This is a genomic window from Sphingomonas sp. SphC10 (assembly GCF_057004845.1).
Map to the genome: position 1 here is coordinate 1976559 of NZ_CM168044.1, position 14876 is coordinate 1991434.

A 14876-nucleotide genomic window follows, 5' to 3' on the forward strand; every position below is an offset into this window, starting at 1 on the left:
CCCCCCACTCCCCTAGGCTCCGACAATACCAGTTCAATACCGGAGATTGAGGATGACGCGGGCGGCAAACAGAGCAATGGGGGCGGCCCTGGCGGCGATCGCACTGGCGACGCTGACCCCGGCGGCTCAAGCGAGCCCCGCCACCCTGCCCGCGATCTTCCCCGCCCCCGCCGTGATGACGCTGGGCGATGGCACGGTGACGCTGGGTCGCGCGGTCACGCTGATCGTCGCACCCGGCACCGAGCCGGAGACCGCCGCGCTGGTGCGCGACCTGCTGGCAAAGGCCGGTGTCACCGAGATCGCCACGGCCACGCGCTTGCCCGCCTCACCCGACCGCCCGACCATCGTGATCGGCCCGGACAGCGCCGCCCTGGTCCGTGAGGCCCTGTCGCGCAGCGACGCCAGCCCCGACGACGCCCGCGAAGGCTATACGTTGACCGTCCTCGCCGCCGGTCGCAGCGGGCTCATCACGCTGGCCGGGCATGACGCGGACGGACTGTTCCACGCCGCCCAGACGCTGCGCCAGTTGCTGGCCCGCCAGACCATCCCGGCGCTGACCATCCGCGATCATCCCGCCATGCCGATCCGCGGCACGATCGAAGGTTTCTACGGCAAGCCCTGGTCGATGACCGACCGGACCAAGCATCTCGACTTCCTCGGTCAGATGAAGGCCAACACCTATGTCTACAGCCCAAAGGACGATCCCTTCGCGCGCGACAAGTGGCGCGATCCCTATCCCGCCGCGACGCTGAGCGCGCTGGGTACGCTCGCCGCGCGCGCCAGGGCGAACCATGTCGATTTCGTCTATGCCATCTCGCCGGGGCCAAGCATCTGCTTCTCCGACCCGGCGGACGAGCAGGCGCTGCTGCGCAAGTTCGCGGCGCTGCGCGGGATCGGCGTACACAGCTTCTATGTCGCGCTGGACGATATCGAATATCAGAAGTGGAATTGCGAGGCGGACAAGACGGCGTTCGGCCCCTCGGGCGCGCAGGCGGCGGGTGTCGCCCAGTCCAAGCTGTTGAACGCGGTCCAGGCCGATCTGCTGAAACAGGACCCCGCCTCGCGCCCGCTGATCATGGTGCCGACCGAATATTATGATGCGAAGGAAAGCCCGTACAAGGCGGCCCTCCGCGCCAATCTGAATCCGCGCATCGTCGTGCAGTGGACCGGCACCGATGTCGTGCCGCCCGCCATCTCCATCCCCGATGCAAAGGCCGCGACCAAGGCGTTCGGGCGCAAGACGCTGCTGTGGGACAATTATCCGGTCAACGACTATGCGAGTTCGGCCGGGCGCCTGCTTCTCGCGCCCTATGCAAAGCGTGAGGCCGGGCTGTCGTCCGAGCTGACCGGTATTCTCTCCAACCCGATGAACCAGGAAGCGCCAAGCCGGGTCGCGGTGACGGGGGTGCTGGCGTTCGGGTGGAACGACAGGGGCTATGAAGCCGACCGCACCTGGCATTACGCCGCGCGCGATCTGGCTGGGGGAGATGCCCGCGCAACGGCGGCACTGCTGGAGTTGTTCGACACCCAGCATCTCGCCCCCACCTTCGGCAGCCAGCCCTGGCAGGAACAGGCGCCCAAGCTGAAGGCGCTGCTCGACCATGTTCGCGAGGCGCTGGCGAACGGTGACGAGGGCGAACGCCGTGCGGCACTGGCCGAACTCCATGCCAAGGCGAATGCGCTGGCCGGTGCGCCCGACACGATCCGCGCGGGGCTGGTCGACCCGGCCTTTGCCGAACAGGCCGCCCCCTGGCTGGAGGCGATGCAGCTCTGGGGTCGCGCGCTGGGGCAGACGGCCGCCGGGCTGGACGCCGCCGAACAGGGCAATGCGGCGGCGACCCGCTACTTCGCCGATGCCAAGCGGATCGCCGCTCAGGCCGCCGCCGTGCAGAGCATCAAGGGCGCGGTGCGCTTCGACGGGCCGATCAAGATCGCCGACGGCGTGCTCGACCGCTTCATTGCCGATGCGCCCAGCCTGATCGCGGTTACGGCAAAACCGTAACCGTCCGGCTGGCGCGGCGGCCATCGGGGGTACGGGTGCGAAGCTCGACCGCCCCCGTCACCGCCACCGGCCCGTTATAGCGGGTCCAGGCCGAGCCGCCGATGCGATACTCGATCGGCGTTCCGGCGAACTCGGTGTTCGCCTCCAGCCTGCCGTTCGCGATCCGCGCGCCCGGCGGGGCAAGGCGATAGGTCACGCCCGCCCGGTCGAGCAGTCGCATCTGCGCACCCATCCGGCCCGCAAAATCCCGCCACCCGGCCAGCAGCTTCGTCCGGTCCACGCGGGGGTCGTTCGGCTGATAGCCGGTGCCAGCGACATAAGCGGGCTCCCAATCCGGCTTGCTCCACGCCCGCTCGGCCAGCGCCAGCAGGCGGGGGAAGAGCATGTAATCCACCTGGCTGTCGCGGCGCACCGTCTCGCTCCACAACTGCGCCTGGAGCCCGGCGATGCTGCGGCCCGGCTGGAGCGGCACGGTGTCGGCAATCGCCTTGGGCTGGGCCAGGATATTGGGGATCAGCGCGGCGTTGGCGGCCAGATTGCCCGGCATGAAACCGAATACCTGAAAGCTATCCACCCCGCGCGACGCCCAGTCATAGCCGGTCTCGTTCGGATCGGCGGCATAGGGCATGTCGAAATAGCCGAGATCGGGGATCGACAGCACCGTCTTCCACCCGCGATTGGCCTGGCCATGCGCCTCGGCCACACCGCCCGCGTGCAGGTTGCTCCAGATGTTGGTCTGGACCTTGGGCGGCATCTTGGCAGGGTCGGTGTGGCCCAGGCCATCGCTCCATCCGGCGGCCGCGATGCCGCGCTTTGCGAGGTCGGCAGAAATGCGTTCGATGAAATAGGCGCCCAACTGCTTGGGCTGCAGGCCCGTCTGGCCCATCATCACCTTGCAGGCAGGTGACTCGACCCAGGCCCCCGCCGTCTCGTCCGCGCCGATATGATAGGTGGTCAGCGGCACCCCCGCCGCCTTGTGCAGGGCGGCGATATCGTCGATCACCGTCTCGATGAAGCGATAGGTGCTGGAAATACAGACGTTCAGCGTATTGTCGTCATAATGCTGGACGCTGGAATAGCGGGTGGTGTCGCCCGGCTCGACCAGCCGGAAACGCTCGGCCCCGGCGCGGTCGCCCTTGGCCATCAGCCGCTGATAGCGCACCTCCATCGACCGGATCGCCGCGCGCGAATGGCCGGGCATGTCGAAGGACGGGATAACGTCGATCTGCCGCGCGGCGGCGGCACGCAGGATTTCGGCATAGTCGGCGGCAGTCAGATAGCCGTTGGTGGCCGCATCCCTGCCCGGGTCTGCCCCCAGTTGCGGCGACAGGCAGCTCTTCTCCGACAGGTCGGTGCAGCGATACGCCCCCACCTCGGTCAGTTCGGGCAGGCCTGCGATCTGCAAGCGCCAGCCCTCGTCATCGCCGAGATGCAGGTGCAGCGCGTTCAGCTTGTACACCGCCATCTGCTCGATCAGCTTCAGGATCTCGGCCTTGCTGTGGAAGTTGCGCGCCAGATCGATATGCAGCCCGCGAAAGCCGTAGCGCGGCGCATCCTCGATAATCAGCGGGCGGAGCGTCGTCCCCTCCACCGCCATCTGCTGCGCCAGCGAGCGAAGCGCATAGGACGCCCCCGCCGCATCCGCCGCCGCGACAGTGATACCGCCCTGTGCCACGGTCAGGCGATAACCCTCGGCGGCGATCCCCGCCTGCTTGCGGATGGTCAACGGCACCGTTCCCACCGGCAATCCGGCCAGCGCGGGCGCGATGGCAGCGCCGGTGAAACCTTGCGTCGTGACGCGCAATCCCTTGGACAGATCGACCGGCGCACCGGCTGGGCGCGTGACCTTCGCAGGCCTGGGCAGGATCGCGACATCGACCGGCGTCGCCGCCCCCCGCTCGGCAAAAAGAGCAAAGGCGCGCTCCGGGGTCCGCCAGACCGTCTGGTCGTCGGGGGCGCTGCGGGCGAGCGCGGCCTCATCGGTCATCGGGGCGACGAAAGGCAGGGTCTCCAGCCCCGTCTCGGCATCGGTCCCCGTCCGGGTCGCGGCGATCACACGCGGGGCAAGGCCCTCGGCCGCCAGCATCGCGTTGGGCATCATGTGATTGCGCGAGAAGAAGGCGCCCAGGCCGGTCAGCTTCACATGATAGGTCCGGCCCGGCTTCAACTGCTGGCCGGGCTTCAGCGTCAGGACGTTCAGATCGCCGTTGATCGTGCGGTTGTCGAAGGTGTCGCTGTCGATCTTCAGCACCGGGTTGACCAGGCTGTAGCGGATTTCGACCGGCAGGCTCGGCGCACCCTCGGGCACGGTGATGGCGATATCCGCCTCGAAACAGCGCGGCGTGCCGGTCGGGCAGGATGCGGGACGGTTGGTCAGGATGGTGTAGCGATAGCCGAGCGTCGCCGCCAACCGGTCCAAATCGCCCTGCGCTGCGGGAGCCGCCGCCAGGATCGCGGCCGAAGCCCATAATGTCATCATATTCGTCGGTCCCGCTACGCCATACTGGTATTACATTGGATCATGTCGTTATTAATCCTCCCCTGCAAGGGGAGGGGGACCATGCGAAGCATGGTGGAGGGGGCGTTCCAGCAAACGAACCCTATGTGGCGAACCCCCTCCACCACCGCTTCGCGGCGGTCCCCCTCCCCGTGCCGGGGAGGATCAGCTTCGGGGGTGACGCCGCCTCCCCTACCCCCTATCTCCATCTCATGAAAAAACCCCAACCGGGTCTGCCGACCCGTGAGCAAATCCTCGCCTTTATCGAACAGTCGGACCAGCCCGCTGGCAAGCGCGAGATCGCACGCGCTTTCGGTCTCTCCGCGCAGGAGAAGATCGGGCTGAAGGCATTGCTCAAGGACATGGCCGATGAAGGGCTGATCGACAGCGCGCCGGGCCGCGCCTTTCACAAGATGGGCGGACTGCCCAAGGTGACGGTGCTGCGTGTCGTCGATGTCGATGACGGCGGCAATGTCTGGGGCCAGCCCGAGCGTTGGGAAGCGGACGGCGTCCCCATTCCTCGCCTGCGCATCCGCGAGCGCAAGCGCGGGAGCCTCGGCATCGGCCAGCGGGTGCTGGCGCGTACCGAGGAAGCGGGCGGCGGCTGGATCGCGCATGTCATGAAGACGATCGCCCCCGCCTCCGAACAGGTGCTGGGCGTGCTGCGCGAGGAGGCGGGGCGCTTCTGGCTGACCAGCGTCGACAAGAAGGACCGGCGCGAGATGATGGTGTCGGACACCGGCGGCGCGGAAGCGGGCGACCTGGTGCTCGCCGAAAAGGCGGGCCGTCCGCCGCGCATCACCGCAAAGGTGGTGGAGCGGCTGGGCGATCCCTTCGCCCCGCGCAGCTTCTCGCTGATCGCGATCCACAAGTTCGAGATTCCCGACCGCTTCCAGCCCGAGACGTTGGACGAAGCCGAACGCGTTGCGCGCCAGCCGCTGGGCGACGACCGCGAGGATCTGCGCGACCTGCCTATCGTCGCGATCGATCCGGTCGATGCGCGCGACCATGACGATGCGGTCTGGGCTGCCCCCGACGACGATCCAGCGAACCCCGAGGGCTGGCGCGCCATCGTCGCGATCGCCGATGTCAGCTTCTACGTCCGTCCCGGCTCGGCGATCGACAAGGATGCACGGCGGCGGGGCAACTCGGTCTATTTCCCCGACCGGGTGGTGCCGATGCTGCCCGAGATCCTGTCGGCCGATGTCTGTTCGCTGAAGGAGGGCGAGGACCGCGCCGCGCTCGCCTGTCATCTTCAGGTGACGAAGGACGGCAAGCTCAAGGGCTTCCGCTTCACCCGCGCGGTCGTACGGCTGGCGGCGAATATCGCGTATGAGGATGCGCAGGCCGCAATCGACGGCGAACTGTCGCATCCGCTGACCGAAACGGCCCTCCGGCCGCTTTGGGACTGCTGGGCCGCGCTGGCCAAGGCGCGCGACGATCGCGAGCCGCTCGACCTCGACCTGCCCGAACGGCGCGTGGTGCTCGATCAGAATGGCCGCATCCTGTCGGTCGCGCCACGTGCGCGGCTGGACGCGCACCGGCTGATCGAGGATTACATGATCGCCGCCAACGTCGCCGCCGCCAAGGCGCTGGAGGCCAAGAGGGCCCCCGTCATGTACCGCGTGCACGAGGTGCCCAGCCGCACCAAGCTGGTCGCGCTGAAGGAGTATCTGGAAACCTTCGACATTCCATTTGCGATGGGACAGGTGATCCGCCCGGCGACCTTCAACCGGATCATCGACAAGATCGGCGACGCGGACTTCAAGCCGCAGGTGATGGAGCAGATCCTGCGCTCGCAGACCCAGGCCTATTATGCCCCGGTCAATCAGGGGCATTTCGGCCTGTCCCTAGGCTCCTACGCGCATTTCACCTCGCCGATCCGGCGCTATGCCGACCTCGTCGTGCACCGGGCGCTGGTCGGAGCGTATAAGCTGGGTGACGGCGGGTTGCTGCCGGAGGGCGAGGAGATGGAGCGGCTCGGCACCTCGATCAGCCAATATGAACGCCGCGCGATGGAGGCGGAGCGCGAGACGATCGACCGCTATGTCGCGGCCTATCTGTCCGAACATGTCGGCCAGGTGGTCGAGACGCGGATCACCGGCGTCACCAATTTCGGCTTCTTCGCCACCGTTGACGGCGTGGGCGGAGACGGGCTGATGCCGATCCGCGACCTGGGCGGCGACTATTTCCATTACGACGAGTCGTCGCAGCAGCTGCTCGGCGAGAAGAGCCGCGAAATCTACAAACTGGGCCAGCGCCTGCCGCTGCGCCTGGCCGAGGCGAACCCGGTATCGGGCGCGCTGCGCTTCGAGCTGCCCGACGGCAAGGGCGCGGCACCCGAACCGCGCCGGGTGCTGAAACGGCGTGGGCGGCCCGCCAACATCCGCCACAACGGCAAACGGCGCTAATCCTCCCCGGCACGGGGAGGGGGACCAGCGAAGCTGGTGGAGGGGGATCGCCACATGGGCCGCCCCGTGAGGAAGTCCCCCTCCACCACCGCTTCGCGGCGGTCCCCCTCCCCGTGCCGGGGAGGATTGGGATCGCTCCCCCGCCCCATGCGTACCCTTCCCAGAGGAGACACACGCATGGGCAATATGGTGGACGGCGTCTGGCACGCCGACGGACTGTTCAAATCGGACGAGAAGGGCAGCTTCAAACGCCCGGACTCCGGTTTTCGCGACTGGGTGACGGCGGACGGCCAGCCTGGCCCCGATGGCCAGACCGGCCACCGCGCGGAGGCGGGGCGCTATCACCTCTATGTCTCCTATGCCTGCCCCTGGGCGCATCGCACGATGATCGTCCGCGCGCTGAAGGGGCTGGAGAACATGATCGGCCTGTCGGTGGTCGATCCGCTGATGCGCGAAAATGGCTGGACCTTCGCCACCGAGCGCGGCGGCACCGGCGACCCGCTCCACGGCGCGGACTATCTGTGGCAGCTCTATGCCCGAGCCCGCGACGGCTACAGCGGCAAGGTCACGGTGCCGGTCCTGTGGGACAAGCAGCGCGATACGATCGTCAGCAACGAGTCGGCCGAGATCATCCGCATGTTCAACACCGCGTTCGACGGGCTGGGCGCGCGGGAGGGGAATTACTACCCCGCGGACCTTCGGGACGAGATCGATGCGGTCAACGCTACCGTCTATGACCGGGTGAACAACGGCGTCTACAAATGCGGCTTCGCCAAGACCCAAGCGGCCTATGACGAAGCGGTAGGCCCACTATTTGCCGAACTGGATTCGCTGGAAGCGCGGCTGACGGGGCGCGAATGGCTGGTCGGCGATCGGATGACCGAGGCGGACATTCGGCTGTTCACCACGCTGGTCCGCTTCGATGCGGTCTATCACGGGCATTTCAAATGCAATGTCCGGCGGGTGCAGGACTATCCGGCGCTGAAAGCTTTGCTGGAACGGATGCTGGCGATCCCGGAGATCGCGGCGACGGTGCATCTCGATCACATCAAGACGCATTATTATGCCAGCCATTTGGAGCTGAACCCGACCGGGATCGTGCCTGCGGGGCCGGACTTGCCGTGGGCGGGGTTGGTGAGCGGGTAAGCCCCCTCTTCCCCTCCCCTCCCGCAGGCGGGAGGGGCCGGGGGAGGGAAACGCCACGAGCGATGGTCTCGGTGAGACCTCCGGCCCTCCCCCCCAACCCCCTCCCGCCTGCGGGAGGGGGAGTTCCGTTAGTAAGCCCGGCCGATCAGCACGCGCTCCACCGCCTCGCGGCCGGTGAAGATGCAGGGACCGTCATCGCAACCCGTCTGGCCCATCGGCGCGTTGCGGATGGTCAGCTTCAGCCCCTTCAGCTTCTCGACCACCTGCTCCAGTTCCGCCCCCGTGGGCTTGGCCCAGCGAACATCGACCCAGCCGGGGTTCTTCACGCCGTCCGCGAAATGCGCCTCGACGCCTGCCCAGTCGTCGACGGGCACGATCTGCGCCTTCAACCGCTCGGCCGACTGGCGGTGGAGTTCGCCCTGGATGTCGGCCAGCAGATCGGCGACGCCGCTCACGAAATCGCCACGCGGCTGCACGACCGAGTCGAGCTTGCCGTCCTCGCGGTACAGCCGGTCGCGGCGGATGACCGAAACGTTGCCGCCCGCCATGTCGCGACCGCCGACCTCGATGATGACCGGCGCGCCCTTCTTGACCCAGCCCCAGCGCTTGTTGGCGGCCTTTTGCGCGCGGGCATCGACCATCGCGCGGATCGGCTCGCCCAGCGCGGACTGACCGACCAGTTCCTTTTGCAGGTCGCGGCAATAGCTCAGCAGCGCCTCGTCCTCGGGCTGGTCGCGCAGCATCGGCACGATCACCACCTGCCACGGCGCGACCTTGGGCGGCACGCGCATGCCGTCATCGTCGCCATGGACCATGATCATCGCGCCGATCGTGCGCGTGGTCATGCCCCAGCTGGTCGTCTGCGCGTAATCCAACCCGCCCTCGGCATTCTGGTAGCGGATATTCTGCGCCTTGGCGAAGTTGTCGCCCAGGAAGTGGCTCGTCGCGGTCTGCAGCGCCTTGCCGTCCTGCATCATCGCCTCGATCGAATAGGTCGAGACGGCGCCGGGGAAGCGCTCATTCTCGGGCTTCTCGCCCGCGATCACATGGACGCCCAGGCAGTCCTCAGCGAAGCTGCGATAGACTTCGAGCATCTGGAGCGTCTCGGCGCGCGCCTCGTCCACCGTGGCATGGGCGGTATGCCCTTCCTGCCACAGGAACTCGGCGGTGCGCAGGAACATGCGGGTGCGCATTTCCCAGCGGACGACATTGGCCCACTGGTTGATCAGCACCGGCAGGTCGCGCCACGACTGGACCCAGCGGGCAAAGGCGGTGCCGATCACCGTCTCCGACGTCGGCCGCACGACCAGCGGCTCTTCCAGCTTGGCCTCGGGATCGGGGACCAGCCCGCCCTTGCCATCGGCGATCAACCGGTGATGCGTGACGACCGCCATTTCCTTGGCAAAGCCGTCGACATGCTCGGCTTCCTTCTCGAAATAGCTGAGCGGGATGAACAGCGGGAAATAGCAATTCTCATGCCCCGTCGCCTTGATGCGATCGTCGAGCAGGCGCTGGATGCGCTCCCAGATGCCATAGCCCCAGGGGCGGATGACCATGCAGCCACGGACGCCCGATTCCTCGGCCAGGTCGCCCTCGGCGATGACGGACTGATACCAGGCGGAGAAATCCGCGTCGCGGGTGACGGACAGAGCATGCTTCATGCCCGCCCGATAGCGGCAAAGACCCGGTTTCGCCAAGAGGGCGGACGCTTGCGGCCTTTCGCCATAGTCGCACAGCGGCTAGGAGGCGTCCCATGTCCCCCAAGTCCGACGACCGCGTGCTGAAAGGCATCGGCCTGCGCCTGATCGCCATCTTCTTCCTGTCGACCATGTCGGCCCTTGTGAAGCTGGCCGAGTCGCGCGGGGCGACCTTGTCCGAGACCATGTTCTTTCGCCAGCTTTGTGCGCTGCCGGTCGTGCTCGCCTTCGTCCTGGCGGGGCCGGGCCTGGCGTCGCTGCGCACCGAGCGGCTCAAGGGACATGCCAAGCGGGCGATGGTCGGGCTGGTCGGTATGGTCTTCACCTTCGGCGCGGTGATGCTGTTGCCGCTGGCCGAGGCGACGACGTTCCAGTTCACCGTGCCGATCTTCGCGACATTGCTCGGCGCGCTGGTGCTGGGCGAGAAGACGGGCTTGCAGCGCTGGAGCGCGGTGCTGGTCGGTTTCGCAGGCGTGCTGCTCGTCGTGCGGCCGGGGGCGAGCGATATGTCGCCCTTCGGGGCGGGCGTCGGGCTGATGGCGGCGATGTTCGTTGCGATCGTCGCCATCGTCCTGCGCCAGCTGCGCGACGAGCCCGCGACCACGACCGTCTTCTACTTTACCGTCCTGACCCTGCCCTTCATCGCCGTGCCCTATGCCTTCCACCTGAAGATGCATGATTTGCTGACCTGGGTGGTGCTGGTCTCGATCGGACTGGCGGGCGGCCTGGGGCAGCTGGCGCTGACCGGCGCATCGCGGCTGGCGCCGGTCGCGGCCGTCGTGCCGATGGATTATTCGGGGCTGATCTGGGCGACCGTCTATGGCTGGCTGATCTTCGGGGTGCTGCCGACGGCGGGAACCTGGGCAGGCGCGCCGGTGATCATCGCCAGCGGGTTGTTCATCGTCTGGCGCGAGCAGAGGCTGGGCAAGCAGCAGACCAGTTCGGCCGCCGCGGAGGATTGATCCTCCCCCGCAAGGGGAGAAAGTTTGTTACCGCGCCTCCCAGCGGGTCGGCGCATTCTCCTGCCACCCGGCCCGGTGGAGCAGCGGCGTGTCGTCGTCCCATTCGGCATGGCCGAGACACAGATACGCCGTGAAGGCCCAGTCCTCCGGCACCGCGAAAAGCCGCTCCATCGCGCCCGGATCGAGGATCGACACCATCCCCATCCCCAGATTGGCCGCGCGCGCCGCCAGCCACAGCGTGTGGATCGCCATCGCGGTCGACTGGCGCAACGTCTCCGGCATGGTGCGACGGCCCAGGCCGTGGCCCGCCGCCGGATCGATATGGGTGAAGACCGCCAGTTGCACCGGCGCGGCATCCAGCCCGGCCAGCTTGAGCGCGCGGTACGCAGTCGCCTGTTCACCGGCATAGTCCGCCGCCGCCGCTTGGTCGCATCGCTGGAAATCGGCGCGGACGGCGGCGCGCAAACCAGGGTCCTCGGCCCGGATCACCCGCCAGGGTCGGGCATTGCCGACCGAGGGGGCCAGCGCCATCACCTCGGCCAGTTGGGCCAGCAGGGCTTCGTCGACAGGATCCCGCCGGAAGTGCCGGACATCGCGCCGCCAGCGCAGGATCGACTCCAGCGTCGCGGCCTGCATTTCGTCAAAGCGCATCGCCCTGCCCCCCGATGGCCGGAACATCCCATGCCGCTCGCGCGTCCGCTTCGGTGGAGTTCAATCGATTTACCAAAGGGGACCAACTACCTGTGAGCGAACGGAAATTGATGCTGCTCGGCTGGATCGCCACGGCGACGGCGGTGGCGATGTACCTGTCCTATATCGACCAGATACAGCTGAATCTGGCGGGACAGAAGGGTTCGGTGATTCAACCGCTGGCGACGATGGTGAACTGCTCGCTCTGGGTCGCGTACGGGTTTCTGCGCGAGAAGCGGGACTGGCCCATCGTGTTCGCCAATGCGCCCGGGGTGATCCTGGGCGGGATTTGCCTGTTCACGGCGCTTTGATCGGCAAGCCGCCCTCACCCTTCCCACCCGCTATCGCGGGCGGGCCCAGTGCCGGGTGAACAGCGCCCCGCGCTGTTTAGTCCATGCCGGGGGCATGAACGACCCGTCACTCCTCTCCCGATGGGAGAGGGAGGGAGGCGCGAAGCGCCGGAAGGGTGAGGGTGTGATCAGCTGATCAGGCCGCCTTGTCCTTCCACACCAGCACCGGCTTGCGCGCGGCCAGCGTTTCGTCGAGGCGCGCACGCGGCGCGAAGTGCGGCGCGGTCTTGAGCGAGGGATCGCCCGCCTTGGCCCGCTCCGCCACCGATGCCAGCGCACCGATGAACTGATCGAGTGCGGCCTTCGACTCGGTTTCGGTCGGCTCGACCAGCATCGCGCCGTGGACGACCAGCGGGAAATACATGGTCATCGGGTGGAAACCCTCGTCGATCAGCGCCTTGGCGACGTCGATCGTCGAGAAGCCTTCGGCCAGCCCTTCGTCCGAGAAAATGGCTTCGTGCATGCACGGGCCGCTCTTGGCGAAGGGGGCGTCCAGCGTGTTCTCCAGCGAGCGCAGGACATAGTTGGCGTTGAGCACCGCATCCTCGGCGACCTGGCGCAGGCCGTCGGCGCCGTGGCTGAGGATATAGGTCAGCGCGCGGGTGAACATGCCCATCTGGCCGTGGAAGGCGACCATGCGGCCGAAGCTGTCGGCGTGATGGTCGTCGGCATTTTCCTCCTCGACCAGGCGGAAGCCCTCGCCCGTCTTCTCGACGAAGGGCAAAGGCGCGAACGGCGTCAGTGCCTCCGAGAACACCACCGGCCCAGAACCCGGCCCGCCGCCGCCATGCGGGGTCGAGAAGGTCTTGTGCAGGTTGATGTGCATCGCATCGACGCCAAGGTCACCCGGACGCACGCGCCCGACGATGGCGTTGAAGTTCGCGCCGTCGCAATAGACATAGCCGCCCGCCGCATGGACCGCGTCGGAAATGTCCTTCAGGTCGCGCTCGAACAGGCCGCAGGTGTTCGGGTTGGTGATCATCACACCCGCCACGTCCGGCCCCAGCCGCGCCTTCAGCGCCGCCGTGTCGACACGGCCGTCCGCAGTCGCGGGGATGTCCTCGACCGAGAAGCCCGCAAACGCTGCCGTCGCCGGATTGGTGCCGTGCGCCGATTCGGGGACCAGGATCACTTTGCGATGGCCCTCGCCGCGCTTCTCCAGCGCCGCCTTGATCGCCAGGATACCGCACAGCTCGCCATGCGCGCCCGCCTTGGGGCTCATCGCGACCGAGGTCATGCCGGTCAGCGTGACCAGCCAGTGCGCCAGCTGGTGAATGACCTCCAGCGCGCCCTGCACCGTGTCGACGGGAGCCAGCGGGTGAACGTCGCTGAAGCCCGGCAGACGCGCCATCTTTTCGTTCAGGCGCGGATTGTGCTTCATCGTGCACGAACCGAGCGGGAACAGCCCCAGGTCGATCGCGTAGTTCTGCCGCGACAGACGGGTATAGTGGCGCACCGTCTCCGGCTCCGACAGACCGGGCAGGCCGATCGGGTCCTTGCGGGACAGGTCGCCCAGACGCGAGCCTGCGACATCGCCCTCGGCAAAGTCGACGCCGGTCGTCTCGCTGTCGCCGATCTCGAAGATCAGCTTTTCTTCCAGCATCAGCGCGCGATTGCCGGTGAAGGTCGCCGGGACCGACGCTTCGTTGGCTTCGGGGCTCGTCGGCTTCCAGCCGCTCTGGTTGATCGTCATGCCAGCACCTCCTCGAGAGCCTTGGCAAGCGTCTCGATATCCTCCGCCGTCACCGTCTCGGTGACCGCCACAACCAGTCCGTTCGCAAGCGCGTCCTCACCCGGATAGAGCCGCCCGAGCGACACGCCCGCCAGCACGCCGCGCTCGGCGAGCGTCCGCACGACCGGGCGCGCCTCGCGGCCCAGGTCGAGCGTGAACTCGTTGAAGAACACGTCGTTGACCAGCTTCACGCCGGGCACCTTCGCCAGACGATCCGCCGCGCGGCAGGCATTGGCGTGGTTGATCCCCGCCATGCGGCGCAGACCCGCCTCGCCCAGCAGCGTCATGTGGATCGAGAAGGCGAGCGCGCACAGACCCGAATTGGTGCAGATGTTCGACGTCGCCTTTTCACGGCGGATATGCTGCTCGCGGGTCGACAGCGTCAGCACGAAGCCGCGCTTGCCGTCCGCGTCCACCGTCTCGCCACAGAAGCGGCCCGGCATCTGGCGGATATATTTGTCCTTGCAGCCCATCAGACCGACATAGGGCCCGCCGAACTGAAGCCCGACGCCCAGCGACTGGCCTTCGCCCACGACGATATCGGCGTCCATCTCGCCCGGGCTACGGACAGCGCCGAGCGCGACCGGCTCGGTCACGACCGCGATCAGCAGCGCCTTCTTGGCGTGGCACGCCTCGGCCAGCGGAGTCAGGTCGGCGATGCGGCCGAGAATATCCGGATACTGGACGACGACGCAGGACGTGTCGGCATCGATCGCCGCGATCATCTGATCGAGGTCGGTCTCGGCGGTCAGGACGGGCGTGCCGGTCTCCAGCGTGTCGCCGGTATACTTCGCCATGGTCTTGGCGACCGAGACATAGTGCGGGTGCAGGCCAGACGACAGGATCGCCTTCGACTTCTTGGTGATGCGCCGCGCCATGCCGATCGCTTCCCAGCAGGCGGTCGAGCCGTCATACATGGAGGCGTTGGCGACATCGGTGCCGAGCAGACGCGCGACCTGCGTCTGGAACTCGAACAGCATCTGTAGCGTGCCCTGCGCGATTTCGGGCTGATAAGGCGTGTAGGCGGTCAGGAACTCGCCGCGCTGGATCAGGTGATCGACGCTGGCGGGGACATGATGGCGATACGCGCCGCAGCCCAGGAAGAAGGGCACGTCGCCCGCGACCATGTTCTTGCGCGCGAGCGCGGTCATGTGCCGCTCGACCGCCAGTTCGGACGCGTGGTTGGGCAGCCCCTCGATGGGGCCGGACAGGCGGGCGGATTCGGGCACGTCGACGAACAGGTCGTCGACCGATCCGGCACCGATGACCGAGAGCATCTCGGCCCGATCGGAAGAGGTAAGGGGCAGGTAGCGCATGCGTTCCATTTCTCCGCCCCTCACCCCGAAAACCTCGCGGATCGAGGGGTCATCGCCCTTCCCCTTCTTCTCC

At 67.3% G+C, this 14876-nt stretch carries 10 protein-coding genes; 5 read left to right on the forward strand and 5 right to left on the reverse strand.

What is annotated here, in order from left to right; all coding sequences use genetic code 11:
• The first annotated feature begins 76 nt into the window (after positions 1-76).
• Complete coding sequence (locus ACWKSV_RS08885; RefSeq protein WP_076717108.1) at positions 77-2002, forward strand: glycoside hydrolase family 84 protein; 1926 nt, start codon at positions 77-79, stop codon at positions 2000-2002.
• On the opposite strand, the gene ACWKSV_RS08890 is transcribed toward ACWKSV_RS08885, so the two are convergent.
• Positions 1986-4481 carry a beta-N-acetylhexosaminidase gene (locus tag ACWKSV_RS08890; RefSeq protein WP_076717110.1) on the reverse strand — a complete coding sequence of 832 codons (2496 nt, stop codon included), beginning with the start codon at positions 4479-4481 and terminating at the stop codon, positions 1986-1988. The two genes, ACWKSV_RS08885 and ACWKSV_RS08890, sit on opposite strands and share 17 nt — an antisense overlap.
• Before the next feature lie 230 nt (positions 4482-4711).
• On the opposite strand from ACWKSV_RS08890, the gene rnr reads away from it, so the two are divergent.
• Together rnr and ACWKSV_RS08900 are read left to right on the forward strand one after the other, a co-directional pair.
• On the forward strand, positions 4712-6910 hold the full coding sequence (gene rnr, locus ACWKSV_RS08895) for a ribonuclease R (protein WP_076717114.1): 2199 nt from the start codon (positions 4712-4714) through the stop codon (positions 6908-6910).
• Positions 6911-7087: 177 nt separating this feature from the next.
• The gene (locus ACWKSV_RS08900; RefSeq protein ID WP_076717116.1) at positions 7088-8056 is read left to right on the forward strand and encodes a glutathione S-transferase family protein; all 969 of its coding nucleotides are present in this window, start codon (positions 7088-7090) and stop codon (positions 8054-8056) included.
• A gap of 128 nt (positions 8057-8184) precedes the next feature.
• Here the strand turns inward: ACWKSV_RS08900 and proS are convergent, their stop codons facing one another.
• Positions 8185-9717, reverse strand: coding sequence for a proline--tRNA ligase (proS, locus tag ACWKSV_RS08905; protein WP_076717118.1), 1533 nt, complete (start codon positions 9715-9717; stop codon positions 8185-8187).
• Positions 9718-9809: 92 nt separating this feature from the next.
• Between proS and ACWKSV_RS08910 the strand changes: the two genes are divergently transcribed.
• Positions 9810-10715, forward strand: a complete 906-nt coding sequence (locus ACWKSV_RS08910; RefSeq protein WP_191864549.1) for a DMT family transporter — start codon at positions 9810-9812, stop codon at positions 10713-10715.
• A 27-nt stretch (positions 10716-10742) separates the two neighbouring features.
• Here ACWKSV_RS08910 and bluB read toward each other — a convergent pair whose 3' ends face one another.
• Positions 10743-11366 (reverse strand): 5,6-dimethylbenzimidazole synthase, encoded by a 624-nt coding sequence (bluB, locus tag ACWKSV_RS08915; RefSeq protein ID WP_076717122.1) that lies wholly within the window; start codon positions 11364-11366, stop codon positions 10743-10745.
• 110 nt (positions 11367-11476) lie between these two features.
• On the opposite strand from bluB, the gene ACWKSV_RS08920 reads away from it, so the two are divergent.
• Positions 11477-11716 (forward strand): SemiSWEET family transporter, encoded by a 240-nt coding sequence (locus ACWKSV_RS08920; RefSeq protein ID WP_042484722.1) that lies wholly within the window; start codon positions 11477-11479, stop codon positions 11714-11716.
• A 175-nt stretch (positions 11717-11891) separates the two neighbouring features.
• Here ACWKSV_RS08920 and gcvPB read toward each other — a convergent pair whose 3' ends face one another.
• Both gcvPB and gcvPA read right to left on the reverse strand, forming a co-directional pair.
• Entirely contained in the window at positions 11892-13448 is a 1557-nt protein-coding gene (gene gcvPB / locus ACWKSV_RS08925) for an aminomethyl-transferring glycine dehydrogenase subunit GcvPB (protein WP_076717124.1), read from the reverse strand.
• Positions 13445-14803: an aminomethyl-transferring glycine dehydrogenase subunit GcvPA gene (gene gcvPA / locus ACWKSV_RS08930; RefSeq protein WP_076718337.1), complete on the reverse strand. Its 1359-nt coding sequence runs from the start codon at positions 14801-14803 to the stop codon at positions 13445-13447. The genes gcvPB and gcvPA overlap by 4 nt, the downstream gene beginning before the upstream one ends.
• Positions 14804-14876: the final 73 nt, after the last annotated feature.

Excerpts from the sequence above, each read along its gene's own strand:
- ACWKSV_RS08885 (WP_076717108.1), top strand. The coding sequence starts at position 77 with ATGGGGGCGGCCCTGGCGGCGATCGCACTGGCGACGCTGACCCCGGCG.
- ACWKSV_RS08890 (WP_076717110.1), bottom strand. The coding sequence starts at position 4,481 with ATGATGACATTATGGGCTTCGGCCGCGATCCTGGCGGCGGCTCCCGCA.
- rnr (WP_076717114.1), top strand. The coding sequence starts at position 4,712 with ATGAAAAAACCCCAACCGGGTCTGCCGACCCGTGAGCAAATCCTCGCC.
- ACWKSV_RS08900 (WP_076717116.1), top strand. The coding sequence starts at position 7,088 with ATGGGCAATATGGTGGACGGCGTCTGGCACGCCGACGGACTGTTCAAA.
- proS (WP_076717118.1), bottom strand. The coding sequence starts at position 9,717 with ATGAAGCATGCTCTGTCCGTCACCCGCGACGCGGATTTCTCCGCCTGG.
- ACWKSV_RS08910 (WP_191864549.1), top strand. The coding sequence starts at position 9,810 with ATGTCCCCCAAGTCCGACGACCGCGTGCTGAAAGGCATCGGCCTGCGC.
- bluB (WP_076717122.1), bottom strand. The coding sequence starts at position 11,366 with ATGCGCTTTGACGAAATGCAGGCCGCGACGCTGGAGTCGATCCTGCGC.
- ACWKSV_RS08920 (WP_042484722.1), top strand. The coding sequence starts at position 11,477 with ATGCTGCTCGGCTGGATCGCCACGGCGACGGCGGTGGCGATGTACCTG.
- gcvPB (WP_076717124.1), bottom strand. The coding sequence starts at position 13,448 with ATGACGATCAACCAGAGCGGCTGGAAGCCGACGAGCCCCGAAGCCAAC.
- gcvPA (WP_076718337.1), bottom strand. The coding sequence starts at position 14,803 with ATGCGCTACCTGCCCCTTACCTCTTCCGATCGGGCCGAGATGCTCTCG.